The 21390-nt window shown below is 43.0% G+C and carries 21 protein-coding genes; 6 read left to right on the forward strand and 15 right to left on the reverse strand.

Annotated elements, in window-relative coordinates; translation table 11 throughout:
- Positions 1-510: Crp/Fnr family transcriptional regulator (locus Q369_RS0121145; protein WP_031529749.1), on the reverse strand; the 510-nt coding region annotated here is incomplete at its 3' end.
- A gap of 489 nt (positions 511-999) precedes the next feature.
- Here Q369_RS0121145 and Q369_RS0121150 point away from each other — a divergent pair.
- The gene (locus Q369_RS0121150; protein WP_051664183.1) at positions 1000-1344 is read left to right on the forward strand and encodes a Crp/Fnr family transcriptional regulator; all 345 of its coding nucleotides are present in this window, start codon (positions 1000-1002) and stop codon (positions 1342-1344) included.
- 211 nt (positions 1345-1555) lie between these two features.
- A complete protein-coding gene (locus Q369_RS0121155; protein ID WP_031529751.1) occupies positions 1556-1801 on the forward strand; it encodes a hypothetical protein in 246 nt (81 codons plus the stop codon).
- Positions 1802-2132: 331 nt separating this feature from the next.
- Here Q369_RS0121155 and Q369_RS0121160 read toward each other — a convergent pair whose 3' ends face one another.
- The 8 genes from Q369_RS0121160 to Q369_RS0121195 form a co-directional block, all read right to left on the reverse strand.
- A complete protein-coding gene (locus Q369_RS0121160; protein ID WP_051664184.1) occupies positions 2133-3302 on the reverse strand; it encodes an acyloxyacyl hydrolase in 1170 nt (389 codons plus the stop codon).
- Positions 3303-3526: 224 nt separating this feature from the next.
- Positions 3527-4144, reverse strand: a complete 618-nt coding sequence (locus Q369_RS28485; RefSeq protein WP_051664185.1) for a TetR/AcrR family transcriptional regulator — start codon at positions 4142-4144, stop codon at positions 3527-3529.
- 106 nt (positions 4145-4250) lie between these two features.
- Positions 4251-4826 (reverse strand): porin family protein, encoded by a 576-nt coding sequence (locus tag Q369_RS0121170; protein WP_031529754.1) that lies wholly within the window; start codon positions 4824-4826, stop codon positions 4251-4253.
- Positions 4827-5039: 213 nt separating this feature from the next.
- Positions 5040-5807, reverse strand: a complete 768-nt coding sequence (locus tag Q369_RS0121175; protein ID WP_031529755.1) for a DUF4197 domain-containing protein — start codon at positions 5805-5807, stop codon at positions 5040-5042.
- Positions 5808-5907: 100 nt separating this feature from the next.
- Complete coding sequence (locus Q369_RS0121180) at positions 5908-6348, reverse strand: DUF2141 domain-containing protein (RefSeq protein ID WP_084165811.1); 441 nt, start codon at positions 6346-6348, stop codon at positions 5908-5910.
- A gap of 96 nt (positions 6349-6444) precedes the next feature.
- Positions 6445-9561, reverse strand: coding sequence for an efflux RND transporter permease subunit (locus tag Q369_RS0121185; protein WP_031529757.1), 3117 nt, complete (start codon positions 9559-9561; stop codon positions 6445-6447).
- A gap of 11 nt (positions 9562-9572) precedes the next feature.
- Positions 9573-10634, reverse strand: a complete 1062-nt coding sequence (locus Q369_RS0121190) for an efflux RND transporter periplasmic adaptor subunit (RefSeq protein WP_031529758.1) — start codon at positions 10632-10634, stop codon at positions 9573-9575.
- A gap of 12 nt (positions 10635-10646) precedes the next feature.
- Positions 10647-11987 (reverse strand): TolC family protein, encoded by a 1341-nt coding sequence (locus Q369_RS0121195; RefSeq protein ID WP_031529759.1) that lies wholly within the window; start codon positions 11985-11987, stop codon positions 10647-10649.
- Between the two features lie 435 nt (positions 11988-12422).
- Here Q369_RS0121195 and Q369_RS0121200 point away from each other — a divergent pair, with 435 nt between their 5' ends.
- The 4 genes from Q369_RS0121200 to Q369_RS0121215 are packed head-to-tail and all read left to right on the forward strand — an operon-like array spanning position 12423 to position 15730.
- Positions 12423-12764 carry a hypothetical protein gene (locus Q369_RS0121200; protein WP_031529760.1) on the forward strand — a complete coding sequence of 114 codons (342 nt, stop codon included), beginning with the start codon at positions 12423-12425 and terminating at the stop codon, positions 12762-12764.
- Between the two features lie 52 nt (positions 12765-12816).
- Entirely contained in the window at positions 12817-13854 is a 1038-nt protein-coding gene (locus tag Q369_RS0121205) for a hypothetical protein (protein ID WP_031529761.1), read from the forward strand.
- A gap of 8 nt (positions 13855-13862) precedes the next feature.
- Positions 13863-14921 carry a sensor histidine kinase gene (locus Q369_RS0121210; protein WP_031529762.1) on the forward strand — a complete coding sequence of 353 codons (1059 nt, stop codon included), beginning with the start codon at positions 13863-13865 and terminating at the stop codon, positions 14919-14921.
- Complete coding sequence (locus tag Q369_RS0121215) at positions 14918-15730, forward strand: LytR/AlgR family response regulator transcription factor (protein ID WP_051664186.1); 813 nt, start codon at positions 14918-14920, stop codon at positions 15728-15730. The genes Q369_RS0121210 and Q369_RS0121215 overlap by 4 nt, the downstream gene beginning before the upstream one ends.
- Positions 15731-15970: 240 nt before the next feature.
- On the opposite strand, the gene Q369_RS27955 is transcribed toward Q369_RS0121215, so the two are convergent.
- From Q369_RS27955 to Q369_RS0121265, 6 genes are all read right to left on the reverse strand, one after another.
- Positions 15971-16675 (reverse strand): alpha/beta fold hydrolase, encoded by a 705-nt coding sequence (locus tag Q369_RS27955; protein ID WP_205624346.1) that lies wholly within the window; start codon positions 16673-16675, stop codon positions 15971-15973.
- 210 nt (positions 16676-16885) lie between these two features.
- Positions 16886-17233, reverse strand: a complete 348-nt coding sequence (locus Q369_RS0121230; protein WP_169739276.1) for a TetR/AcrR family transcriptional regulator — start codon at positions 17231-17233, stop codon at positions 16886-16888.
- Between the two features lie 169 nt (positions 17234-17402).
- The gene (locus tag Q369_RS28490; protein WP_051664187.1) at positions 17403-17822 is read right to left on the reverse strand and encodes an ester cyclase; all 420 of its coding nucleotides are present in this window, start codon (positions 17820-17822) and stop codon (positions 17403-17405) included.
- Positions 17823-18026: 204 nt separating this feature from the next.
- Positions 18027-18266 carry a winged helix-turn-helix transcriptional regulator gene (locus Q369_RS29945; RefSeq protein ID WP_374754360.1) on the reverse strand — a complete coding sequence of 80 codons (240 nt, stop codon included), beginning with the start codon at positions 18264-18266 and terminating at the stop codon, positions 18027-18029.
- A 1369-nt stretch (positions 18267-19635) separates the two neighbouring features.
- A complete protein-coding gene (locus Q369_RS0121260; protein WP_031529771.1) occupies positions 19636-20544 on the reverse strand; it encodes a helix-turn-helix domain-containing protein in 909 nt (302 codons plus the stop codon).
- 4 nt (positions 20545-20548) lie between these two features.
- Entirely contained in the window at positions 20549-21337 is a 789-nt protein-coding gene (locus Q369_RS0121265; RefSeq protein ID WP_031529772.1) for an SDR family oxidoreductase, read from the reverse strand.
- Positions 21338-21390 lie beyond the last annotated feature (53 nt).

Here is a 21390-nt window from a genome sequence, read left to right on the forward strand (position 1 = left end):
GGTGTATTGGAGCGGGACGGACAAAATTATATCCGGATTTTCTCCGATGAGCTGGTCATATCGTTCAGCTGCGGTCAGCGATTGAAGTTTGGAAATCCGCTTTTCCATTTCAATAAACAGATTCTCAGCAATTACCCTTCGCCAGATATGCAGCTTTGGTATTGCATCGCATAGTTTCTCTAGCTGCTGTCTGTCAATCACCCACAAGACTGTGGGCTCAATGGCCGAGATACTTTCGACCGTGGGTGTCCCTGTCAGAAAGCTTGTAAATGAGGAGATAAACCGTCCGGCCGTAAAGAAATAACAAGTATGCTCACTGCCAAGGCTATCAATGTAGTGCACGCGCAGCTTTCCCGACGCTAAAAAGGCCACCTGATTGCATATAGTGCCTTCACGGATCCAAAATTGTCCCTTTGAAACCTTAACTGGGTAAAATGCCCTTATGATCAGTTCGGTCTCAACCGTCGATAAATCAATTATCTGTGTTATGTTGTCAAGTAGTTTTTGCATATATAGATTGCACCAGTTATAAACGCATTACAATTGTTTAATTGCATCTGCCTCTGGGAGATTAGTTTATGCAAAGCTAAGTTGCCCAAGCGCAATTTCTCTTGACTTGTGTTAACACTACGGTCAAAATCGATGCTTTTTAATCAATCTGTCACTCTACCACTTAATAATTGCATCAGATACCGTATCTTCCAGCAGTATATGTTTGTCTTAACTGGTAGGCAGTCACTTGAACAACCCTCAGCTAAATATAGATTCGGAAGCGTACGAATCGCTGAGAAATGCAATTGAATTGCTGGTCACTTTGGATAATGGCAAATGGAATATTTTAAGGCAGTGTTTTGAATATCCTCAAGTGCCTGACCGGTCCGTGTTGAGCACCTTAGGCTCTGTTGCCGAGGAGCTTTTTGCATACATTCAGGCCTGGCCAGGATATTTTATACCACACCTGACAATGATCAGGTTACTGCTTTTATATTTTCAGAAAACATGTTTGCCGGGTGCCTCGAAAGCTTTATCCAGCAGGCGCCTAGCCTGCAATCACTCGAACCAACCGAGATTCTAGTATTGCGCCAGGATGGTTTAGAAAAACTCTATAAGGAATTGCCGGAAACACACGTGATCATGCGCAAAGTGATGGAACAGCGCTTCATTGCTTCGCAACGGCTGCTTGCTTCGTACATTTTGTCCAATCCACAACAAAGGTATGAATGGTTTGCACAGCAGCATCCACACTTAGTACAAAGAGTCCCGCAGTATATACTTGCGTCTTTTATTGGCATAACACCGGTATCCCTAAGCCGGATCTGGAAAAGAATTTCAAGCGGGAATTAGCTTCTTATCTTTTGTTAAGCAATCACATTTTCTGTCCGCCTTAGTTTTGCTTAAAAACCAGAGGACAGAATTATGAGCACTAACCTTGCCCGCACCTTTTGCATTCTTTTACTGTCGACCCAAATATCCTACTCTCAGGAAAAACGTTTTGAAGTTGAGGCGGATCCGGTTGCTTTCATTTTAAAAGGGTTATTCATTCCATCTGGGCTATTTGATCAACCATATACGCGTTGATGTAGGCGCGTTCGGCATACAACGACCAGGTTTTTCGTTAGCCAACCGGGACTTTGATGTTTTTACCAATGGCGTGGGGGTCAAAGTAGATTATTTGTTAAGGAAACAGGAAGGGTTTTTTCTGGGTGTGCAGTCCGACTTTGCAACAGATCGGATCGGGCTAAAATCAGAAGCAAAGCGGGAAAATAAACAGGGAGTAACATTGGGAGTACGCGGAGGATAGGTTTATGCTGGGCAAACAACAAAATGGGTACAAAGGATTATACATTGTTCCCTGGGTTGCCTTAATCTATGCGGCCTCGCCTTCAAACGTCTTACAGATGGGTCAATCATACGTACAAAAGCCGTGGTCAGTGTTCCCTACCGTCCATTTGGGATACAGGTTCTAGGGCAGCAAATTTGAAAGTAGGATCGTTCCAACAACATGTTTAACAGCTATATTTTATTACCTTTTGATTCAAAAATGGGCGTTTGTATATATTACAATATGTAGCTCAATTTGTATATTCTGCGAGTACGATAGATCTAAAATTCAATGTCAAGACGCTTTGGATTCATCGCCCTTTACGTGACCAGGAATGCCCAACCGTCCATTCAATGAAATCTGCATTTCCCATATGTGCCTTTATAGAAACGCCGGTATACGTATTCTGATAGACTTTATACCTCGCCCCAATCCGCAGATAAAAAGGCTTCTTTTCATCATTAAATTCATTTCTATTGACGTATAGGCCAACATTGCCGTTAATGTACAGCTTTTGTGTAAGCACGTGATCTATGTAAAACGCAGGACCGCCAGATAAAACACTTGTCCACTTTCCTGCATTTTCTCCTGCTATTTCTACGTGCCTGCCCGCATCTGAATAAAACGCATCAAATCCACCACCTATCCGCCACTTGTATCCTAATGGATAGCTTTTGAAGAACGACAATGTTGATTTAAAATATCGGTTGGTATTGGTCAGCGAGAATTGTTTTAAGCCACCTGCATATTGCAGATGATATTGGATCACTGCGTCTGTATGCACATTTGGTCTGCCATAAAGCGGGAAAGCACGTTTGGGATTGTAGGTAAGCGAAACAGTTAATGGAATCAAATTGATCCCGGCATTGGGTAGTTTCAGAGCACCATTTGAAAAATGATGATAAGCCAACCCAAATCCAATCTGATAACGGTCGCCCAAGCGATAGTTTGCCATGGCACCGAGGTCAATATACACCGTCCGGTGGCTACCTATCATTAGGTTATTGGGATTAGCAAATTCATCATAGGCCTTAAAATTACTGGCTAAGCCAAGGGATATACGGTAATTAAAATCCCAGCGTTTGGCGACTCCTGACAGTATTGGAATTGCAACGAAGCCATAAACGGCAAAGGGTGTACCGATCTCTGGTTTACTAAAAGTACTGGAATATAACCCGATACCATAAATAGGATATCTGTATATGCGGTGATAAGTATCTTTTTCGGGGTGAGTTTGCCAGCCGACCCTTAAATTTAGCCCAACGTAATAAACGTCGCCAAAATCCTCTGCCGCCTTTTTATTAGGAAGGATCATACCCCCATTTTCAAGATCCAGTTGAAACTGAGGTAAGGACTTTCTCTTTCCAGTGTAGTCAGGTAGGGAGTCGTACAACAGCTGACCATATCGGGGGGTAATTTGTGAAAATGCAGGCGATGTGATAAGGAGAAGAAACCCAAATAAAAAAATTTCTATTTTCATTAAATATTAATAAACTAACTTTATAGGAGGTCAGAACTGCCGCGTCGGAAAGCAACGGTATCTGCAAACGTAGAAAGGGACAAGTCAGCAATTCATCCCTTTGCTGTATTACTCACTATGAATGTGGCTTCTGATATAGTTGCCAGCATTGCCTTTATTAACTAGCCATCAAGGCAGCTATAATATTGCGATTTGCGTTGAAATGAAATTTTTGGTTATCAGGATTAGATATCTGTTTTCTTTAATCCATGATAGAGTAAATCCTGAAAAAAGTCGATTTGCTTTACCATGTCGTTTAGTTTGCCATGTATGATCAAATTTCTTTCTATACCTTGAGAGGCACTGATAACAACAAACACTAGCATCTCCAATTCTTTATCAGACATGATTCGAAATTCACCGGTTACGATGCCATATTGAACAATATTTTCAAGGATACTGACCAACTTTTCATCATAAGCCTGCCGATACTTATTGGCTGGCGCTTCATCATTTGAAGCAAGTGCTTCCCTTTGTTCTGCAATAACTACACTATATAAGTTAACCCAAGTAGTAAAAAGCGTCAATCTGGCACGGCTGAACGCTTCAAGCTTTTCTTTGGCAGACGCCGCCTTTGAAACAGCTTGTTGCAATGCCTGAAAAAAGCGCTCTCTCTCAGTAGATATAATTTCATCAAAAATCTCTTCCTTACTTGCGAAATAGTAATAAAGGTTGCTTTTACTTTTTCCAGCCAGCCGCGCTATTTCGTCCATAGTCGTCTTGTTCAATCCGTTTGCCCTGAACAGGTTGTCGGCTGCTGTAAGTATTCGTTGCCGGAGTGCATCCTCTTTTGTAGAAGGCATGTTTCTAAATTATATTAACTAAGACATTCTTAAACTTAACTACAAACTACTCAGAGCCAGGCTTACCGAAATGGATGCCTGGGCTCTGAGGTTTTCAAGCTTACAGCTATTTCACCAAAGGAATAGCCCAGAAGATGCTGGCCTGGATTACACTATTCTTAAAATCGGGGTTTATATTGGAGCCCGAAAAATCGCCTACTTTACTAAGTCCAGCCATGTAGCGGACACCGATCCCCAAGCCAATACCTGTCTGATAACCGAGCCCACCCCCTGCGGACAAATCAAGGTTCTTTGCAAAGTTGTTGATCGTCTGATCGGGGATATCTGACGAAGACCTAAACCCTACCTGCGGACCGAGCTCAACAAAAAAACCTCCTCTTGTCTTGAATTTTAACATAACCGGAACAGTAATATAGCTAATCCGGAAGTCAGAGCGCCTACCTTCGTTTCGAACCTTTGCACCCTGCGTAGAAAATAAAACTTCCGGCTGGATCGAAAACACATCGCCAAATCCGTAATTCAGCACCCCACCCAGATGATAGCCAAATAATGCGTCAGCGTCAATATTGCCACCAGCATAATTACTTAGGTTCAAGCCTGCCTTCGGACCCAGGCTAAACGATTGCGAAAAAGCGCTCGGCGATACTGCAGCTAAGAAAAAGATAAAAACAAGTTTCTTCATTATAAATAATTTTTTAGACCAATAATGAATAATAGTCTAAAAATACTGTTCCATATAGCCCATTCAGGCAATTTGAGGTAATATTATTGTTTGATATTGGACTAAAATGGTAAATCATTCAAAATTCTCATTCTTTAATTTGTACGTGTAGAATGGTTTGCCCATATTTAAAAATCACTATCTACAATTTTGGTCTTCCGGAAAAATTACAGACTATTTCCCGAATACATTCTTTAAAAGATCTGTGGTCCGTGCGACGGGATCTTCACGAATGGCCTTTTCTTCAACCGACAGCTGATGAAATATTCCTGACAAAGCCCGCTCGGTTACGTATGCTGTCAGGTCCGGATTGATCTTTTTCGCAAGTGGGACCTTATTATATGCTGTAATGACATTGTTCCAGTGCTTGGTAGCATTGACTTTGTTAAGAGAACCTTCTACTACCGGTCTGAAGGCCTCGGTGAGCTGTGGCGTGGTTTTTCCCTTAAGATATTCCGTGGCGGCAGCGTCCCCACCTCTTAGAATGCCCCAAACATCTTGAATTGTGATCTCTTTGATGGTATTACCAAATATGTTGGCGGCGCCTTTCGCAGCGTCTTCGGCGGCCCGGTTCATAGATAAGATCGCTTCATCCACCAGCTTTCCCATGCCAACCTTTCTTAAAGCTTTCTCAACCTGAACAGCCTCAGGGGGTAATAGAATTTTAATTGCTGCATCTTTAAAAAACCCATCCACACTCGATAACTGTTTGATGCCCCTTTCAGAGCCTATTGCCAGGGCCTCCTTCAGGCCTTTTGCCGCCATGTCGGTTGTTACGGTGTCACTCTTAGTTTTATTTCCGAAAGGCAGGCGTCTGCGTTCCGAACTGACGGAATCATTTTCTTTGGTATCAGGTTTGCGAAAGCGTTTACTGATCTGAGCATTTGTATGAAATGTACCTAATAGAAAAAGTGCAATTAACAATACAATCTGTTTTGCCATAGCTGCGTGATTTGGAATGATTACATTTTACAGAAGTAGGGCCTGAAAGGATAATCATCAGGACCAGGTGAGTCAAACAAAACATTTCTACCATAGCATTCTACATATACTTCACCTTAATGCTGATTTTGTTATCCGCTTTCTTTATTTCGGTTTTAAAGTCCTGGAAGGTCGGCTTTTTCATTTTTTCCATAAAAAAGTTAGAGAAACCAAACCCTTCTTTTGGGATCCCGACAAAATTCTTATCAATTTCCCCATTTTTATTTTCATCATCGACCAATGAAATACCCTGGATACCAGGTGCCAGATCACACTTTACCACTAATGTATTGTCTTTCAATTTTTGTTTATCAAAGGTCAGCGTCTTGACAGGTTTTTCTTGATCAAAGGATTTTTCATCCGTGAAAATCTTCAAGACAATCTGACCTTTTGACGTTTTGATGCCAGTTATTGTAATCTCCGTATTTTGAGCGTTTGCCGCCCCAGAGCATAGCCCGCATAACACTATAAAACTTGACCTGAGAAACCAATTGTTTTTCATTATTTACATATTTAAGTAGTACTTGTTTGATTATGAGTAGCTTTAAATCAGCATGCTGTATAACCTGGGACTTGTAAGGTCCTAATTATTGGCTATTTAATGCGCAATGGCAATCGCCTGTGTTTTTGGTGCTTTCTTAAAACGCACCATTAACTTATCGATGATCAAGTAGACGGACGGCACGATAAATAATGTCAACACCATCGAGCTTGTAAGTCCGCCGATGATGACCCAAGCCATCCCGTTTTTCACCTCCGAGCCAGCACCGCTTGCCAGCGCAATGGGCAGCATTCCTAAAATCATCGCAAGTGTGGTCATCAGGATCGGGCGAAGTCTTTCTTTCCCTGCTTCAATAAGCGCATCACGCGTTGAATGCCCCTTCTCTTTGAGTTCGTTGGTAAAATCCACGATCAGGATTGCGTTCTTTGAAACCAGCCCAAGCAGCATGATCACGCCGATGATCGAAAAAATATTCAACGTTTCCATTGTTAGAGCCAGTGCAAGAAAAGCACCAATCAGCGCGACGGGAATGGAAAAGAGTACAACAAAAGGGTAAATTAGGCTTTCGTAAAGCGCTACCATAATCAGGTAGACAAGCAATACCGCTGTTACCAGCGCAATACCCAAGCTACCAAAGGCGTCACCCTGATTTTTGGTATCGCCCAGGTATTCGATGGAAATGCCTTCGGGCAATTTAATCTTTGCAGCTTTGGCCGCAATTTCATCCGAAACCGAGCCAACAGGCCGGCCAACTACATTCGCATTGATCGTAATAGCGTTCAGGCGGTTATTGCGCTGCAGGACGCTCTCACCCAGTGCATCCCCAACCGTGGCAAACTGGCTCAAAAGAAAGCTCTGTCCATCGCTATTGGTAAATGAAAGGTTTTTAACATTACTTATCTCCGAGCGGTTGTAGGCATCAAGGCCAATCTTAATATCGTATTCGTTGCCTGATTGCTTGAACTTGCTTTGGTCATCGCCGCTGAACGCGTTTTGCAGGGCTTTACCAACCTGGCTAGCATCCAGGCCAAGCAGTGTCATCTTCTCCCGGTTCAGCTTTACGTTCACCTCCTGTTTTTGGTTTTTTACCGATAATTCAACAGACTGGGTTCCTGGAACATTTTCAATTGTCTCTTTAAATTGGGCGGCAACTGCGCGCACTTGCTGCAAATCGACGCCCTTTATTGCGACCTGGATCGGCGCCTGGCTTTGGCCCGAGATACTGGTTGCAGCCGAAGAGACCTTGATGCCCGGGATAACGGCGTTGATCTCTTGCTGCATATTAAGCCCAAACTCGGCCGGCGTAAAGCTTCTTTCCTTTTTGTCGACCAGCGTCACGGTAAGTTCGGCCAGGTTGGCATTGTTAGCAGCCCCGGCAACACTTCCGGATACAAAGCCTACACTTGAAAACACGTTGATGACCTCAGGCTTGTCCATAATCATTTTCTCGACTTGCTGGGTTACCATATTTGTCTGGTAAATGCTGGCAGAAGGGTCTAGTTCAACTTTTACAATCAGCTCACCCTGGTCTGCTGCCGGGATAAATGTTGCCCCGATGAAACCCTTGCCAACCAGCATAAGCGAACCAACAATGAGGACAAAAATTCCTAATAGTACCCAGCGCTTTTTCCGAAGGGCTATATCTAACAGATATGCATAGTCGGCCTTGAGCTGATCGATAAAACGCTCGAATGCTAAGTTGATTTTACCCCACCATGTGTTCGGGTTCATTTCCTCCACTTTTCCAAAGCGGCTTGCCAAAAGCGGGGTGATGGTAAAGCAGACGAAAAGGCTCATCAGGGTGGATATAACTACCACCAAAGAGAACTCCCGAAGTATTGCGCCAATGATGCCTCCCGAAAGAGCAAGCGGAAGAAAAACCACGACATCGACAAGCGTAATCGCTACTGCTGTAAAGCCGATTTCACTGCGGCCATCCAGGGCGGCCTGCCTCTTATCTTTCCCCATTTCCAAATGCCGGTAAATGTTTTCCAGGACCACAATCGAGTCATCGACCAGAATTCCGACGACCAGTGATAAGGCCATTAAGGACATCATATTCAATGAAAACCCCAGGAAATACATGGCAATGAACGTAGGGATAATAGAGCATGGTAGCGCCACCAATACAAACATGGAACTGCGAAAACTATGCAGGAATGCCAGCATAACTGCCCCCACGATGATGATCGCCAGGATCAAGTCTTCCATTACGGCATGTGCAGATGCAAGGGTGTAGGTGCTCTGGTCACTGGAAACTTCGAACTTGATAGCGTCGGCCTTAAACTGGCTTTCCAGTTTTACAAACTCCTCCTTCACGAGTTTGCTGACATCTACCGCGTTGGCATCGGTTTGCTTCACAATTTGGATACCAATAGAAGGAACACCATTGATGTGGTTGATCGCTGTCGTTTTCGCAGTTGCGTCAACTACTTCGGCCACATTTTCAAGAAATACTTTTCCTCCTGACTTGTCTTTGGCTACGATCAACTTTTTGATCTGCTGGATCGAGTTCACATTGGCGTCATAGCGAATAGAAAACTGTTGATTTTTGGTTTCGATTTGACCTGCCGGAAACGACTGGTTCGCCTTTGCAACTGCCAGCGTGACTTGATCAATACTGATATTGTACGCTTTCAGCTTCGTTTGATCAATGTTGACCTGGATTTGCCTTTCATCCCCACCGATGATGTTCACCTGACCTACCCCTTGAATATTTTGCAGTAGCGGCAGTATCTCGACATCGATCAAATCGTAAAGTTCCCTTGGCGCAAGTTTGGAAGTGACACCTGCCTTGACAACGGGCGTTTCTTCCAGGTTAACTTTGCTGACCAGCGGTTTTTCAATCCCGGCCGGGAGTTCATTTTGAGCCTGGTCCGCTTTACGCTGTATGTCACGCTCTGCCTTGTCCACATCCGCATCCGCTTTCAGGTTAACTGATATTTGTGATACCCCCTCCTGGGATGTAGAGCTGATTTTATCGAGCCCTTCGATGGATGAAAAAGCATCTTCAAGCTTTTTTGTTACCGAGGATTCAACTTCTGCGGCCGACGCTCCCGGATAGATTGTGCTTACGCTAACTACATTTACCTGGATTTTAGGTAATAAGTTGTAGTTGAGCAGGCCATAGCTCATACCCCCGAAAAGAATGAGGACGGTGAAGATCACAACGATTAATAAAGGCCGTTTTACGGAAATTTCAGATAATGACATGCCTGTTTGGATTATTTCGTTAAACTCACTTCTGTCCCATTTTTCAAGTTGATCTGTCCGGAGGTGACCACACGGTCGCCGGTGTTCAGACCACTGGTAATTTCAATAAGGCCACCTGTTTCCCTTCCGGTTTGCACCGTTGTGAGCACTACATGATTACTTTTATCAATCACGTATACAGAAGCGTTTTTTACACTTTCAGTCAGTGCCTCGCGCGGAATGACCAGTATCTGCTGTTTTGACTTCTGGGAAAAATCGGCGTAGACGAAAGTGCCGGAGCGTAACGGGGCATTTTTTACGTTGTCAATCAAAATCTCGACCATATAGTTGTGGGTAGCATCCGCTTGCGGGCTTATAAAACTGATCCTTCCATTAAATACCGCATCTGGATATACGTCTGCTGTAATTTTAACAGATTGTCCCTGCTTTATCTGGTAAACTTCCGCTTCGGTTAGATTGACATGGACTTTGCTGCGGGTAAGATTGATGATGGATGCAATCTCCGAACCTACGCTGGCAAATATGCCCTGTTCCATGTTCTTTGCTGAAATAACCCCGCTTGTTGGCGCTTTTATAGAGGCATCTGCCATTTGCTTCTTAATCTGATCAACCTGGACCTGGGCTTCCGAATAGCTCTGACGCAGTTCATTCACTTTTTCCTGGGTAGTAGCCTTGCCTTCCAGAAGCTCTGTATAAGTTTGGAGGTCGGCTTTGAGCTTGGTTAAACTGCTCTGCGCCTTGAGCAGGTCTAGTTGGGCGGTCTGATTGTCCATCACTGCCAGTACTTGCCCTTGCTGTACCTGCTGCCCAAGTTCAAAATTTACTTTTTGTAAAATCCCGCTGCTGGTCGTAATGACTTTGGACTCTTTGAACGGGGCAAGGTTACCCGTCTTGACAATGCTCATTTCCAGCTCTTGCTGCTTTACTTCGGCGTATTTCACAGGAATTTTGACGGCCACCTTTTTTTGCGGCTTGTTGTTTTCATTAATCTGCTTTTTGTTGCCTGTTAGCTTGAAAGCGATCAGCACAATCAATGCCAGTAATGCGGTGAATATAATGTACTTGCGTTTCATATTTTTGGAATGTTAAAGCGAGTTGTGAAAGCCTTTCAAAGTACCATTCGCCTTTTCAAGGTCAATTTTGGCAATCAGGAAATTGTAAAGGGAATTCAGGTAGTTACTCTGCGCTTCTTTGAGCGAGTATTGAGAGTTAAGCCAATCTGTCAGATCTGTAACGCCTTTTTGGTATTGCAGATCGGTGCTTTTGAAAACCGATTCTGCCAAGCCAATGTTACGTTTGTCATTTTCCAGGCTGCTTTGTGCTTTCAAAAGCTGGGTACGCGCATTATCGTATTCGAGATGAAAAGTTTCCTTATCAATCATCAGGTTTTCACGCGCATTAATCTGCTTGATGCGGGCCTGGTTATATTGCGCATTACGTTTAAACCCATCGAAAACAGGAATGGACAATTTTAGGCCGACGGCAGCAAAATCGGTAATCGTTGAAATAGACCCACCCAGATTATCGCCAAAACCTACCCCACCATACCTAGCGTAGCCGGTCAGCTTAGGCAGCGCCGTGGCCCGGATTCTTCTTTGGTCTATCTCAAGCAGGGAAATATTGACTTCGGCCAGTTTGAATTCAATCCGGTTAGAGGCGTTAAAAGATGCCAGATCCTGGAAAGAAACCAGTGGCTGGTCAGAGACAGGCTCGTCGAGCTGAAAATCCTGGATGGCCAGTGAATCGCGCAACAGGTACCCCATGGCATTCTTCAACTGGTTCTGGGCTAGCTGCAAGTTACTTTCAGCGACGAGAACCTGAGAAGCTGTGTTGTTGTAATTGACCCGGATCTTATTTACATCGGCCTCCATGGCGACTCCTTTCTCCAATTGAAGTTTGGAGATATCTAGTTGCTGGCGGTAGGTATCCGTGTTGGTTTTTAACAACGCAAGCTGCTGACGGTAGACAAAAATTTGGTAGTAAGCATTAGTGATATTGTAGATAATGGCTTCTTCATTTTGCTCGGTATTAAGCTGGGCTTGCTTATAGGTTACCTTATTTGCTTTTAGCCCGGTGATTAACGACTGGTCGAATATGGTCTGATCAACCTGGGCCGTCACATTTGTTTGGTACTTTTTGGTAAATGCTACCCTGGTATCTTCCGGCCCAAAAATTCCAGCAGGGATAACCGTCTGTTGGACTTTTAGGTTGTCATCCATCGTACTGTTTACGTTCAGGGCCGGCAAGTAAGCTGCCAGGGCTTCCTTGGCTTTGAATTGTGCGGCCTGCTGATCATTTCGATAGACAACCGTGCTGCGGTGATGTTTAAGCCCATAATCAATGCACTCTTTCAAGGTCAGCCGCTGCTGCGCCCAGGCAGAAACGGAGACAACTGTCATCATCGTAATAAGCAAGTATTTTTTCATTTTGACTTCTGTTGGCGCTCTATGCACTTTTTTGACAGGCCAAAAGTGAAGAGAAGAAAAAGCAGTTCTTAGTCATTTGTCACCGAGGCGGACAAAACGCCGGGCGAAATGTAGGTGCATTAAAAAAATCATATTTCTAACTCATAGCTTCATATTCCAATATTAAAGATTGGTCATTGTTGACATAACATTGACTCTTTATACTCAGAACCGCAAATGTTAAATTCCCCTCCTACTAATGCCTCTAATTCAGGCAACAGGCGATTTTCTACCGACATTTCACTGCTCTAAATGTCCGCTTGAATGAAAAAGTACAACCATTTACCGCCATTCTTGCAGATTTTTACTCCCGTATTAGATCCGCTGTAATAAGGTTGATTAGATAGGTAGTGTTAGTATAATACAATTTAGATGTCTAGGAAGGAAAAATGCTCAATGGATTTCATTGAAAATATTTGGAACGGACAAAATCTGGAAATGCTTGACCGCTATCTACATCTGGCGTTTAAAGATTACTCTCTTCCCTGCGGTTTTCAGAGCACTAAAGGGCTATCCATCTACCTTGCCGAGCTTAATAAGAGCATTATACACAAAACGACCATCCAGTCAGTAAGCAGCGAGAATAACCTTGTCTTCATGCAAGTCAGGATAGATGTCAGACCAATAAGTGATAAGACGTGTCAACTAGCTGGCGACATACGGGAAGAAACGATTTTTATGCACAGGATTTTTTCTTTTGCTGGGGATCAGATCATTGCCCATTGGGAGTTCTTCTAGCTTCCGTAGGTTTCAATCCAAATACTTATATAGCTCAAATCAAACAATACCCATGCGTACATTCAGTCTATTTATCGTCCTGGTCTTAACTCTTCATCATGCTTATGCGCAAGACGATCGCCAAACTGGAATAAAAGAAAAAATGATGGATTCGATAAAGGCAGCTTACCTTGACAATGCAGCGCTGATGTACCCACGTCTTCGCCAATTTTCGATCACTCATCAGGAAAATCTGACCACTAATTTGAAAGCAAAGCTATATGGAAAAGATTTTTTCAAATCGAAGTTCCGGTCCTCCCGTACCACAATCAATATGAACTTCCCTGTGTACTCGGATGCAAAAAATATTGTTGCAGGTAATTTGGGTGTAGTACATCAATTTTTTGGCATGTCCGATGTCACCAATTATATGAGTGATCAGACTGTGGTTGATATGCACACCTATATACCAATGTTGTCATTGGGTGCGAGTTACATCAGACGCGACACCCTCTTCAACAGGCCTGTTTCTTTTTCGGGCTCAATAAACGCACTGGTTAACCCTTCATTTTCAAGCAGACAATTTACATTCAGGGGACTAGTCAACTTTCCAATCCGCAGGACAGAAAACTCCAACTTGATGGCAGGTGCATTAGTTATGATCGACCCCTCCGCCCCAGCGCCATTTTTCTTATTTTTTAGCTACTATCACAGTTTCCGCTCAATTGGTTTGGAATTAATGGCAGATATGCCATACCGGTTTGCTTTAAGAAAATCAGTGGCCAGGAAAGCATCTGTTACAGCTTTTGCCGAGATGGATGGAAGCAATTCCTTTTTTGAATTTGAAAAGACCCATCCCACTTTGCCTTGTAAGATGACTTATTCTACCTTAGAGATTAAATCAGGCCTGCTGTTTGAATATCAACTTACGAAGAAAATGGTATTTAGCCTGAGTACGGGGATCAACTCGACATTGAAGTCCAGGATCCTCGAGCAAGGGGCAAAACCGAAGGATTATTTTATCAGCAATAAGAACAGTGCCGCTCCTTTTGTCCAGTTTGGTGTATCAATGCTGCCATTCTGGACCCCGTTTAAAGGTTTCCATAAATAGACTTTTTCATGTTGGACAGAAACTACCGCAATATGAACGATACACTTCCAGTCAAAAACCTTAGTAAGCTTAGCTGGATTGTGGCATTTTTATCGTCAGTATTGATGGTCATTTTCTTGCTGGGCCTCGACTACACACTGTCAGAAATATGGCTGCGCTTTATCCAGACGTTTATCTTCGTTGGTCTGACCAGCTTATGGAATGTTTGGCTGTTCATCAGGTTTGCTGAGCGGCAACACAAGGGGTCAGCTGTTAAAAAAAACAGATTGTACATCCTGAGCTACGCAGGTGCGATTCTGGTGTTCTTTATTTCACGGAATTTATATTCATTAGTTTCAGGCGAGCCCTGGGAGGGCGATGGTGCAAATGTTGTAAAGGCAAACGGCCTTGCAATCCTGTCAACATGCACCTTTAACTCTTTGATTCTACTAGTGCAGATCATTGTCGTATTGCAGAACAGGAAGGCGCAATCCGAGATAGAGAACTTGCAGCTTAGAGCTAATGCCAGTGATTCAGCAAATCTTTTGCTTCGGCAGCAGATCCACCCTCATTTTTTGTTCAATGCACTCAATACGATCAAGTCACTTTACAAAGCGGATTTTCAGAAAGGAGAAGATTATCTGATACATCTTGCCAATTTTCTACGGGTTTCCATATCCAATCAAGGGACAAACACGACATTGGTAAGACACGAGCTGGCATTTTGCGACGATTATTTGAGGATGCAGCAAATACGTTTTGGATCTGCACTGCGCTACACCGTTAACATTTCGGCAAACACAGCTCAAAAAGGTTACTTGCCTTTTTTTTCCTTGCAACCCTTGATAGAGAATGCTTTAAAGCACAATAGCCTCACCGAAGAACAACCCATCCATATTGACATTAGCGAATCCGATGACCACATTGTTGTCAGAAACAACCTTCAACCTAAGAGCAGCGGGGAGATATCCACTGGGCAGGGCCTGGCAAATCTGGCAGAACGATACCGTCTATTGGCGCAAGAGCTGATATTTATACATAACGACGGTTCATTCTTTTCTGTCAAAATAAAAATCCTTGAACAATGAGAATAGTAATCATAGAAGATGAACGAATAACAGCCAACGATTTGGCTGAAACAATCAAATTAGCCGATCCGACCGCAGAAATCCAGGCCATTCTACGGTCTGTTAGTGAAGGACTTGCGTGGTTCAAAGATCACGTGGAGCCCGATCTGATATTTAGTGATATACAACTAGGTGATGGTCTTAGTTTTGAGATCCTAAATAACCTGCGCACACCGGTCATCTTTTGCACTGCATTTGATGAATACGCACTGACTGCCTTTCGCGCCAACGGGATTGAATACTTATTGAAACCTTTTTCAACAAGCTCAGTTTCTGCTGCATTGCAAAAATTTAGGGAATTAACCCAAGGTAGACAAGATATGCTCTCCCGCCAATATGAAATGATCCGTGGCTTGCTAACAGAAACCAAAACGCCTAAAGTATCACATTTGCTGATTAATTATCGGGACACCGTAATGCCATTGAAGATTGATGATATTGCTTTGTTTTTTGTAGAAAGCGAAGTGGTTCGTGTATTAACTTTCGATCAAAAAACGCATTACCCCGGAAAGACCCTGGAGGAGCTTGAAAGTATGGTAGGTAACGACTTTTTTCGGGCTAACAGGCAGTTTTTAGTCAGCCGTAAAACAATTGTCAATGCTTCCAGTATTCTTTCTCGAAAGCTTTCTCTCACCGTCTCAGTTCCTATAAACGATACCATTACAATTAGCAAAGAAAGGTCAACAGCTTTCTTTAAGTGGCTTTCAGGGATTCAAATCTCCACATCTGTCCTTTATGGCATTCTAGCAGTGAATTCAATTTTCAATTAAATTTAACTTCTGCATTTGAGGAACAATCTACTATCAAGACTAATCAATAGCCAGGCTAGCCAAGGAATGCACTAATAAATCTGGCTGTTTCAAATGGCATCTCTTCCTGTATGAAGTGCCCTGCACCGGGCACTTCCTGAACTTTCAATTCGTCAATATAGGCTGGTAATACATAAGATAGCATCTGGTAACCAGATGTACCCGCTATACCAATCGTTGGTGCCTGGATCCGCTTACCCTTTAGTCATTAATATCTTCCGGAAAGGTTTGATACCAGGCATTCGAAGCTCTGATGGCATCTTTACTGTTGTAGGCCTGTGCGTATACTTGTCTGTCAAACGCATTAATAGTGGTTTTGTCTTCTAGTAATTGGTCAAAAAGCCAATCTTGTACAATGTTGAACCTGCCTTCAAGCAGCTGCTCCGGCAAGTTTTTGATTTGATTGAAAGCAACCCACCACGGGTGAACGCCGTCTCCGATGGGTAGCATTGGAAGCTTGTACATGTTCTCGTCGGGATGCGGTGTATCCAGCAAGACCAGATTATTTATTCTCTCAGGAAAATGGGCAGCTAAACTGAATGCAACAGAAGCTCCAATGTCGTGACCACCAATGTGAGCCCGCCCGATACCCAATTCATCCAGCAGAACGGTTACTTCGCCGGCCATTTCTTTTTTTGTATAACCTGATATTGGCTTATCCGAACTTCCCATGCCCCGCAGCTCAACAACAATCACCTGATACTTATCAGCAAGCAGGGGCATGATCTTGTGATAGCTCCACCAGGTTTGAGGCCAGCCCGGTAACAAGATCAATGGCTCCCCCTGACCACCCAAGACATAGTGAAGCTTAATGTCATTAACGGAAATGATTTTGCTGGTAAAGCGCGCCAGTGTCTTGACCAGTTCGCTGTCAGTATAGCGATCAGTTATTTTTGGTAAATGCATTAAAACTCTGTCATTTAAGATTGATACTCCTTTTAAATGATATCCATGCAAGCTTTGTCATATCATTGCGGGCCACGTCGCCTGCTTGTTGTGCTTGAACAGCAATTTCAATTATTCCTCCGAACAGATTATAGATCCAGGAAACCGGCAATTTTTTGTCAATTGCTCCTTGGTCTTGCAGTATCTCTACCAATTTGAACCAGCTGGTCTTCACATCATCAAAAACCTGTTCATCGTTATTTTTAAGTCTGCGTACTGCGTCTGCTTAAAAACCTTTTTGACAAACGAATACTGAATCGCGACTTCAAGAGCGGCGTAAAAGATATTTTCAAGTTGAATAGCAGGTTGCTTACTGCTATGATATGCCTCACGCATCTTGGCATTGCAGACTCGCAACATCGCTATTTTACATTCCAGAAGTAATGTACTTCGGTCTGTAAAATAGCGATGTACCGTTCTCCGGGTCACCCCCGCGATGCCGGCTATCTGCTCAATGGTAGCTGATTCATCACCATTAAATGCAAGAACCGCAGCTTCAACCAATTTTTCCCTCGTCATTACCATGTCACAAAAGTAAAACAAATGTCTCACCGACGAGACATTTATGTTTCAGTCTTTTTGACAAAATTGTGCGATCGGTGAAAGCGTAAAGAGCTGTCAGAGATGACAAAAACAACTGTCTCAACAACAAGGGATTTGTGAGACAATAGTTTAATGCTGTCAAAAACTAAATCTTTACAGCACCTAATTGAATGAGCAGCGAAAGATTGTCGACAATTCCGTATTCACGGACGACTTTCCCTTGATTAATGTCAAGTATCGATACACCATCTACTTTCACTGACCGACCGCTCGGTTCAACACCAAAAAGAATGTCGTTAAGATGCGTCCCTACATATGTCCATTTAACGATAGCTTTGTTGTCACTAAGATCTATTTCCTTGACTAGTATTTTTATGTCTGGAAATGAATTGTAGGTCTGTTTCAAAACTCTGCGATATTCCTCGATACCATTCAGAGATTTAGGAAAGTGAGTATATTCAACGTGCAGGTCACCAGCTGCGAACTTCTCAAGAAGGCCGTCGTTTCCAGCGCTCCACACGTGCATATAGTTTTCGGCAATTTCTAAGACTTCACTATTTTTCATCCTTTGATAGGTTGTTTTGACAGCTATAGTCAAACATCAAGCCAAACTATAACCTTTCCCCTAATTGCGGGATTTCCCGAAGCAGATTTTAAAAAAACATTCCATACGTACGATCGGCCAGAGCTAGCAAAAGTGTAAGGACGGTTGTTTAACGAAGGAGCGTTTTTTTGAGAATTTGATTATTAGTCTATACATGCAATCAGCTTAGTTTGGTATCCTGATATCAACTTCATCCATTAACTCTTTACCATAGTCAGCGATTCGATCTATTACTGGCAATGCTCGTTTACCCTTATCTGTAAGTTGATACTCTACTCTTGGTGGCTTCTCCTGAAATATAGTTCGGGAGATTAATCCCATGTTTTCCAGCTCGCGCAATTGCGTGTAAAGCATTTTGTCGCTAATTCCGGAAACCGCATTTTTCAGCTCGCCATCTGAGCAAATAGTTGTTAAAGATGTAGCCCATCAATATTGCTACCAGGATACCGGCCAAAGCACCCATCAAAGCCCTTCTGGCTTTGTTAGGGAACTGGTTTCTATTTAAAGTAAAGAAATATCCCACGGGCGGCATTGCGTTTGACAGCATGAACCAAGCGTTTGGCAATTTGTCGTCGTTATTTTTGTCTATCATTTTGAGTCTGGTTTTATTGTTATTTGAGATCATCAATTCTTAATACCAATTCATTTGCGATCCAGCCACAGTGCTTGATGTGGGTACTTTTCGGTAGGATAAATGGCTGCGAATTACCGTCTTGGAACACTTTGATCCTGGGCAGCATTGATTCCAAATTGCTCTGGTCGTCTCTGTTCCATTTGCCTTTTCCAAAGTTGACTTTAATATGTCCTGGCTTTATTTGTTTCCCGTGAAGGGAGTCCCTAAAAGCTGCCAGCTTGGAGATGGTGCCTGCACTAACCTCTTTTTCAACCAGCAGTGTGACTGACTTGTCGGTTCTGTTACTGATATAAATTGTCCGAGGATTGGTACACGAGCAGACCATGATTGAAGATACCGCAGCTATTATTTTGAACGCATGAGCATTAACTTTGAGTGAAGATTTTATGAGTTGGAATTACCACAGCTTGACGCGGCTGCCGAACTTATAACAGGCAAACACCTTCCGTTCATCACTCTTATTCTTGTCAATACTGAAACATATCGTCTTGTTAAGAATATCACTATGAACTTTAAGTCTGTGAGTAGGCAGGCAATAACCGCATTACTACCTACTTATAATTTCCCAGTGGGCAAGTATTTTGCCTTCTCTTACCCTGAAAATCCTACGTCCTTCAATACTTCCAAACCCCTGGACACAATACCATGATAATTCAAACTGACAAATAATCAGGTCGTCACATTTCAACAATCCTCTTATCTGGGTATGATGTGAAAGTGATTCAGACAGTTTCTTTAAATAAAGGGCTGTACCCCTTTGATTTCTAAGCGCATTTATAGGTATAGAATAGTCTACGAAGCCGGGATCGACATATTCGGAAAGTGTGTCGAATTCTAAGTTATTCCATATCTTATCGATATATCTAATAATCAATCTTTCTTCTGGGTGCATGAGCGGTTTTCCGCAGTAATAATCAGCTCGTCCTGCCTTCGCATATTACTTTACGCTAGAATTTTATGTCGACTAAGAAACATCCCCGAATGGTACTGGGAGTATTCTTAAAATCAACTGTACACTAAACTTATGCTGTAACGTGACAGGCTGACATGTCTGGGATGTCTGCATACATATTAACCCCTAATGATATACGTAACCATTCTGGACATTGCAGTATTGCTCTATGCAGCCCGGCCCAAGTGTTAGTTAAAGGATTGCCTGAATTCCAGCGGACTTTGTTTCGTCTTTGCCTTAAAGAGTTTGTTGAATGATTGCGAATGTTCGAAGCCCAGTGCATAGGCAACTTCGCTTACCGTTAATTCGGTGGTAGAGAGTTTCTCTTTGGCCTTTTCTACCAACTTTTCGTGTATGTGTTGCTGGGTACTTTGCCCAGTTAATTGTTTGAGTAAACTGCCTAAATACTTGGCCGAGACATTTAGTTTTTCCGCAACATGTTTAACTGTGGGTAACCCTTTTGACACCAGGTCATTGTCATTAAAATACTCGGTTAGTACTACTTCCAAGCGCTCCAAAATTCTGCTATTGGTTATTTTCCTGGTAATAAACTGGCGTTCATAAAAACGTTGCCCATACGTAAGGAGCAGTTCCAGTTGCGCAATGATCACATCCTGGCTGAATTTATCAATGTTGGATTTATATTCACTTTTGATGTTGGCAACAATGCCGTTGACGAGGGCTTCCTCGTGATCAGAAAGGAATAAAGCCTCATTAGTTGCATAACCGAAATAGTCGTATTGCTTAATTTTTTTCGCAAGCGAGGTATTCCATAAAAAATCCGGATGGATGAAGAGCATCCAGCCATCAAGCTTGGGCGGCACACCGTTCTCTTCACCTCGCAGAATTTGCCCGGGTGACATAAAGGCCATCAATCCTTCGTCAAAATCATATTTCTGCTGTCCGTAGACCAGTTTGTCACATCCCCGCTTCATGGAAATGACATACAGATCAAATATGACAGCATCGAGCCCCGTATCATTTTTTTGTCCGGCTAGATCAATAATCCCTATTAGCGGATGAAACGGTTTTCCCAACCCCATCAGGCGATGGATTTCCGTAATGGATTGGATCCTGTAAGGTTTCGTGTTTTCCATCTGTTTAGCTTAGACTACTGCGTTGTAGCGCTTTAATTTTCTTAAATTCCTGGTGCCCGTATTTCAGCAACACGTTTGGAACAAGCCGGGTTGCAAATTTTATTACGCTGATCATAGGTGGTTTGAGCTCTGGCTGATCTTTTAAAAGATCTTTTATGGCAACACTTACCATCTTGTCAACGTCCATCATCATGCCGGGACTAGGTTTTAATACCCAATCGTTTTGAAGATTCGTTTTGACCCCAGGCGGGATCATTTCAAATACTTTTACATTGGTGTCTTCCAACTGCAAGCGCAATGCCTGGGTGTAGGCGCGAACCCCGGCTTTGGCAGCGCTATATATCGGGGCAGCCGAGTAAGACATAAAGGCGATTCCTGAGGATACATTGACAATTGCGGCAGACTTCTTTGTGAGCAGGTGCGGCAAAAATTGGTGTACCATTTGAATGGTACCGGAAAGATTGGTTGCTATTTCAGTGTTGATATCTACCAGGTCCAATGCCCCGTCCCGCAAATCAATCAACCGCATCAGGCCCGCATTATTGATAATGATATTCAGCTCAGGAAAGAGCCCGGTTACATCCTGGTATAGCCTTTCAATGTCATCTGAATTGCTGACATCACTTTTGAAAGTATGTACTTTTGGAAATCTGGTTTTTGTTTCCCTAAGAGCATTGGCGCTACGGCCCGTAATAATGATATTCGCCCCCAGCTGAGTCAGTTGTTTTACGAGTTCCAAACCAATCCCGCTCGTGCCGCCTGTGATCAGCACAGTGCTATTTCTTAATTCCATTTGTCTGTTATTTTGTTATTGCAAAGTTCTACAGTCTCTGCAAAGCATCTTTA

It is taken from the genome of Dyadobacter crusticola DSM 16708, assembly GCF_000701505.1.
Classification (GTDB): domain Bacteria; phylum Bacteroidota; class Bacteroidia; order Cytophagales; family Spirosomataceae; genus Dyadobacter; species Dyadobacter crusticola.

Excerpts from the sequence above, each read along its gene's own strand:
- Q369_RS0121260 (WP_031529771.1), bottom strand. The coding sequence starts at position 20,544 with ATGGAAAACACGAAACCTTACAGGATCCAATCCATTACGGAAATCCAT.
- Q369_RS0121175 (WP_031529755.1), bottom strand. The coding sequence starts at position 5,807 with ATGGCAAAACAGATTGTATTGTTAATTGCACTTTTTCTATTAGGTACA.
- Q369_RS0121190 (WP_031529758.1), bottom strand. The coding sequence starts at position 10,634 with ATGAAACGCAAGTACATTATATTCACCGCATTACTGGCATTGATTGTG.
- Q369_RS0121230 (WP_169739276.1), bottom strand. The coding sequence starts at position 17,233 with ATGACGAGGGAAAAATTGGTTGAAGCTGCGGTTCTTGCATTTAATGGT.
- Q369_RS27955 (WP_205624346.1), bottom strand. The coding sequence starts at position 16,675 with ATGCATTTACCAAAAATAACTGATCGCTATACTGACAGCGAACTGGTC.
- Q369_RS28485 (WP_051664185.1), bottom strand. The coding sequence starts at position 4,144 with ATGCCTTCTACAAAAGAGGATGCACTCCGGCAACGAATACTTACAGCA.
- Q369_RS0121150 (WP_051664183.1), top strand. The coding sequence starts at position 1,000 with ATGTTTGCCGGGTGCCTCGAAAGCTTTATCCAGCAGGCGCCTAGCCTG.
- Q369_RS28490 (WP_051664187.1), bottom strand. The coding sequence starts at position 17,822 with ATGAAAAATAGTGAAGTCTTAGAAATTGCCGAAAACTATATGCACGTG.
- Q369_RS0121180 (WP_084165811.1), bottom strand. The coding sequence starts at position 6,348 with ATGAAAAACAATTGGTTTCTCAGGTCAAGTTTTATAGTGTTATGCGGG.
- Q369_RS0121215 (WP_051664186.1), top strand. The coding sequence starts at position 14,918 with ATGAGAATAGTAATCATAGAAGATGAACGAATAACAGCCAACGATTTG.
- Q369_RS0121195 (WP_031529759.1), bottom strand. The coding sequence starts at position 11,987 with ATGAAAAAATACTTGCTTATTACGATGATGACAGTTGTCTCCGTTTCT.
- Q369_RS0121185 (WP_031529757.1), bottom strand. The coding sequence starts at position 9,561 with ATGTCATTATCTGAAATTTCCGTAAAACGGCCTTTATTAATCGTTGTG.
- Q369_RS0121200 (WP_031529760.1), top strand. The coding sequence starts at position 12,423 with ATGGATTTCATTGAAAATATTTGGAACGGACAAAATCTGGAAATGCTT.
- Q369_RS0121265 (WP_031529772.1), bottom strand. The coding sequence starts at position 21,337 with ATGGAATTAAGAAATAGCACTGTGCTGATCACAGGCGGCACGAGCGGG.
- Q369_RS0121170 (WP_031529754.1), bottom strand. The coding sequence starts at position 4,826 with ATGAAGAAACTTGTTTTTATCTTTTTCTTAGCTGCAGTATCGCCGAGC.
- Q369_RS0121205 (WP_031529761.1), top strand. The coding sequence starts at position 12,817 with ATGCGTACATTCAGTCTATTTATCGTCCTGGTCTTAACTCTTCATCAT.
- Q369_RS0121210 (WP_031529762.1), top strand. The coding sequence starts at position 13,863 with ATGTTGGACAGAAACTACCGCAATATGAACGATACACTTCCAGTCAAA.
- Q369_RS0121160 (WP_051664184.1), bottom strand. The coding sequence starts at position 3,302 with ATGAAAATAGAAATTTTTTTATTTGGGTTTCTTCTCCTTATCACATCG.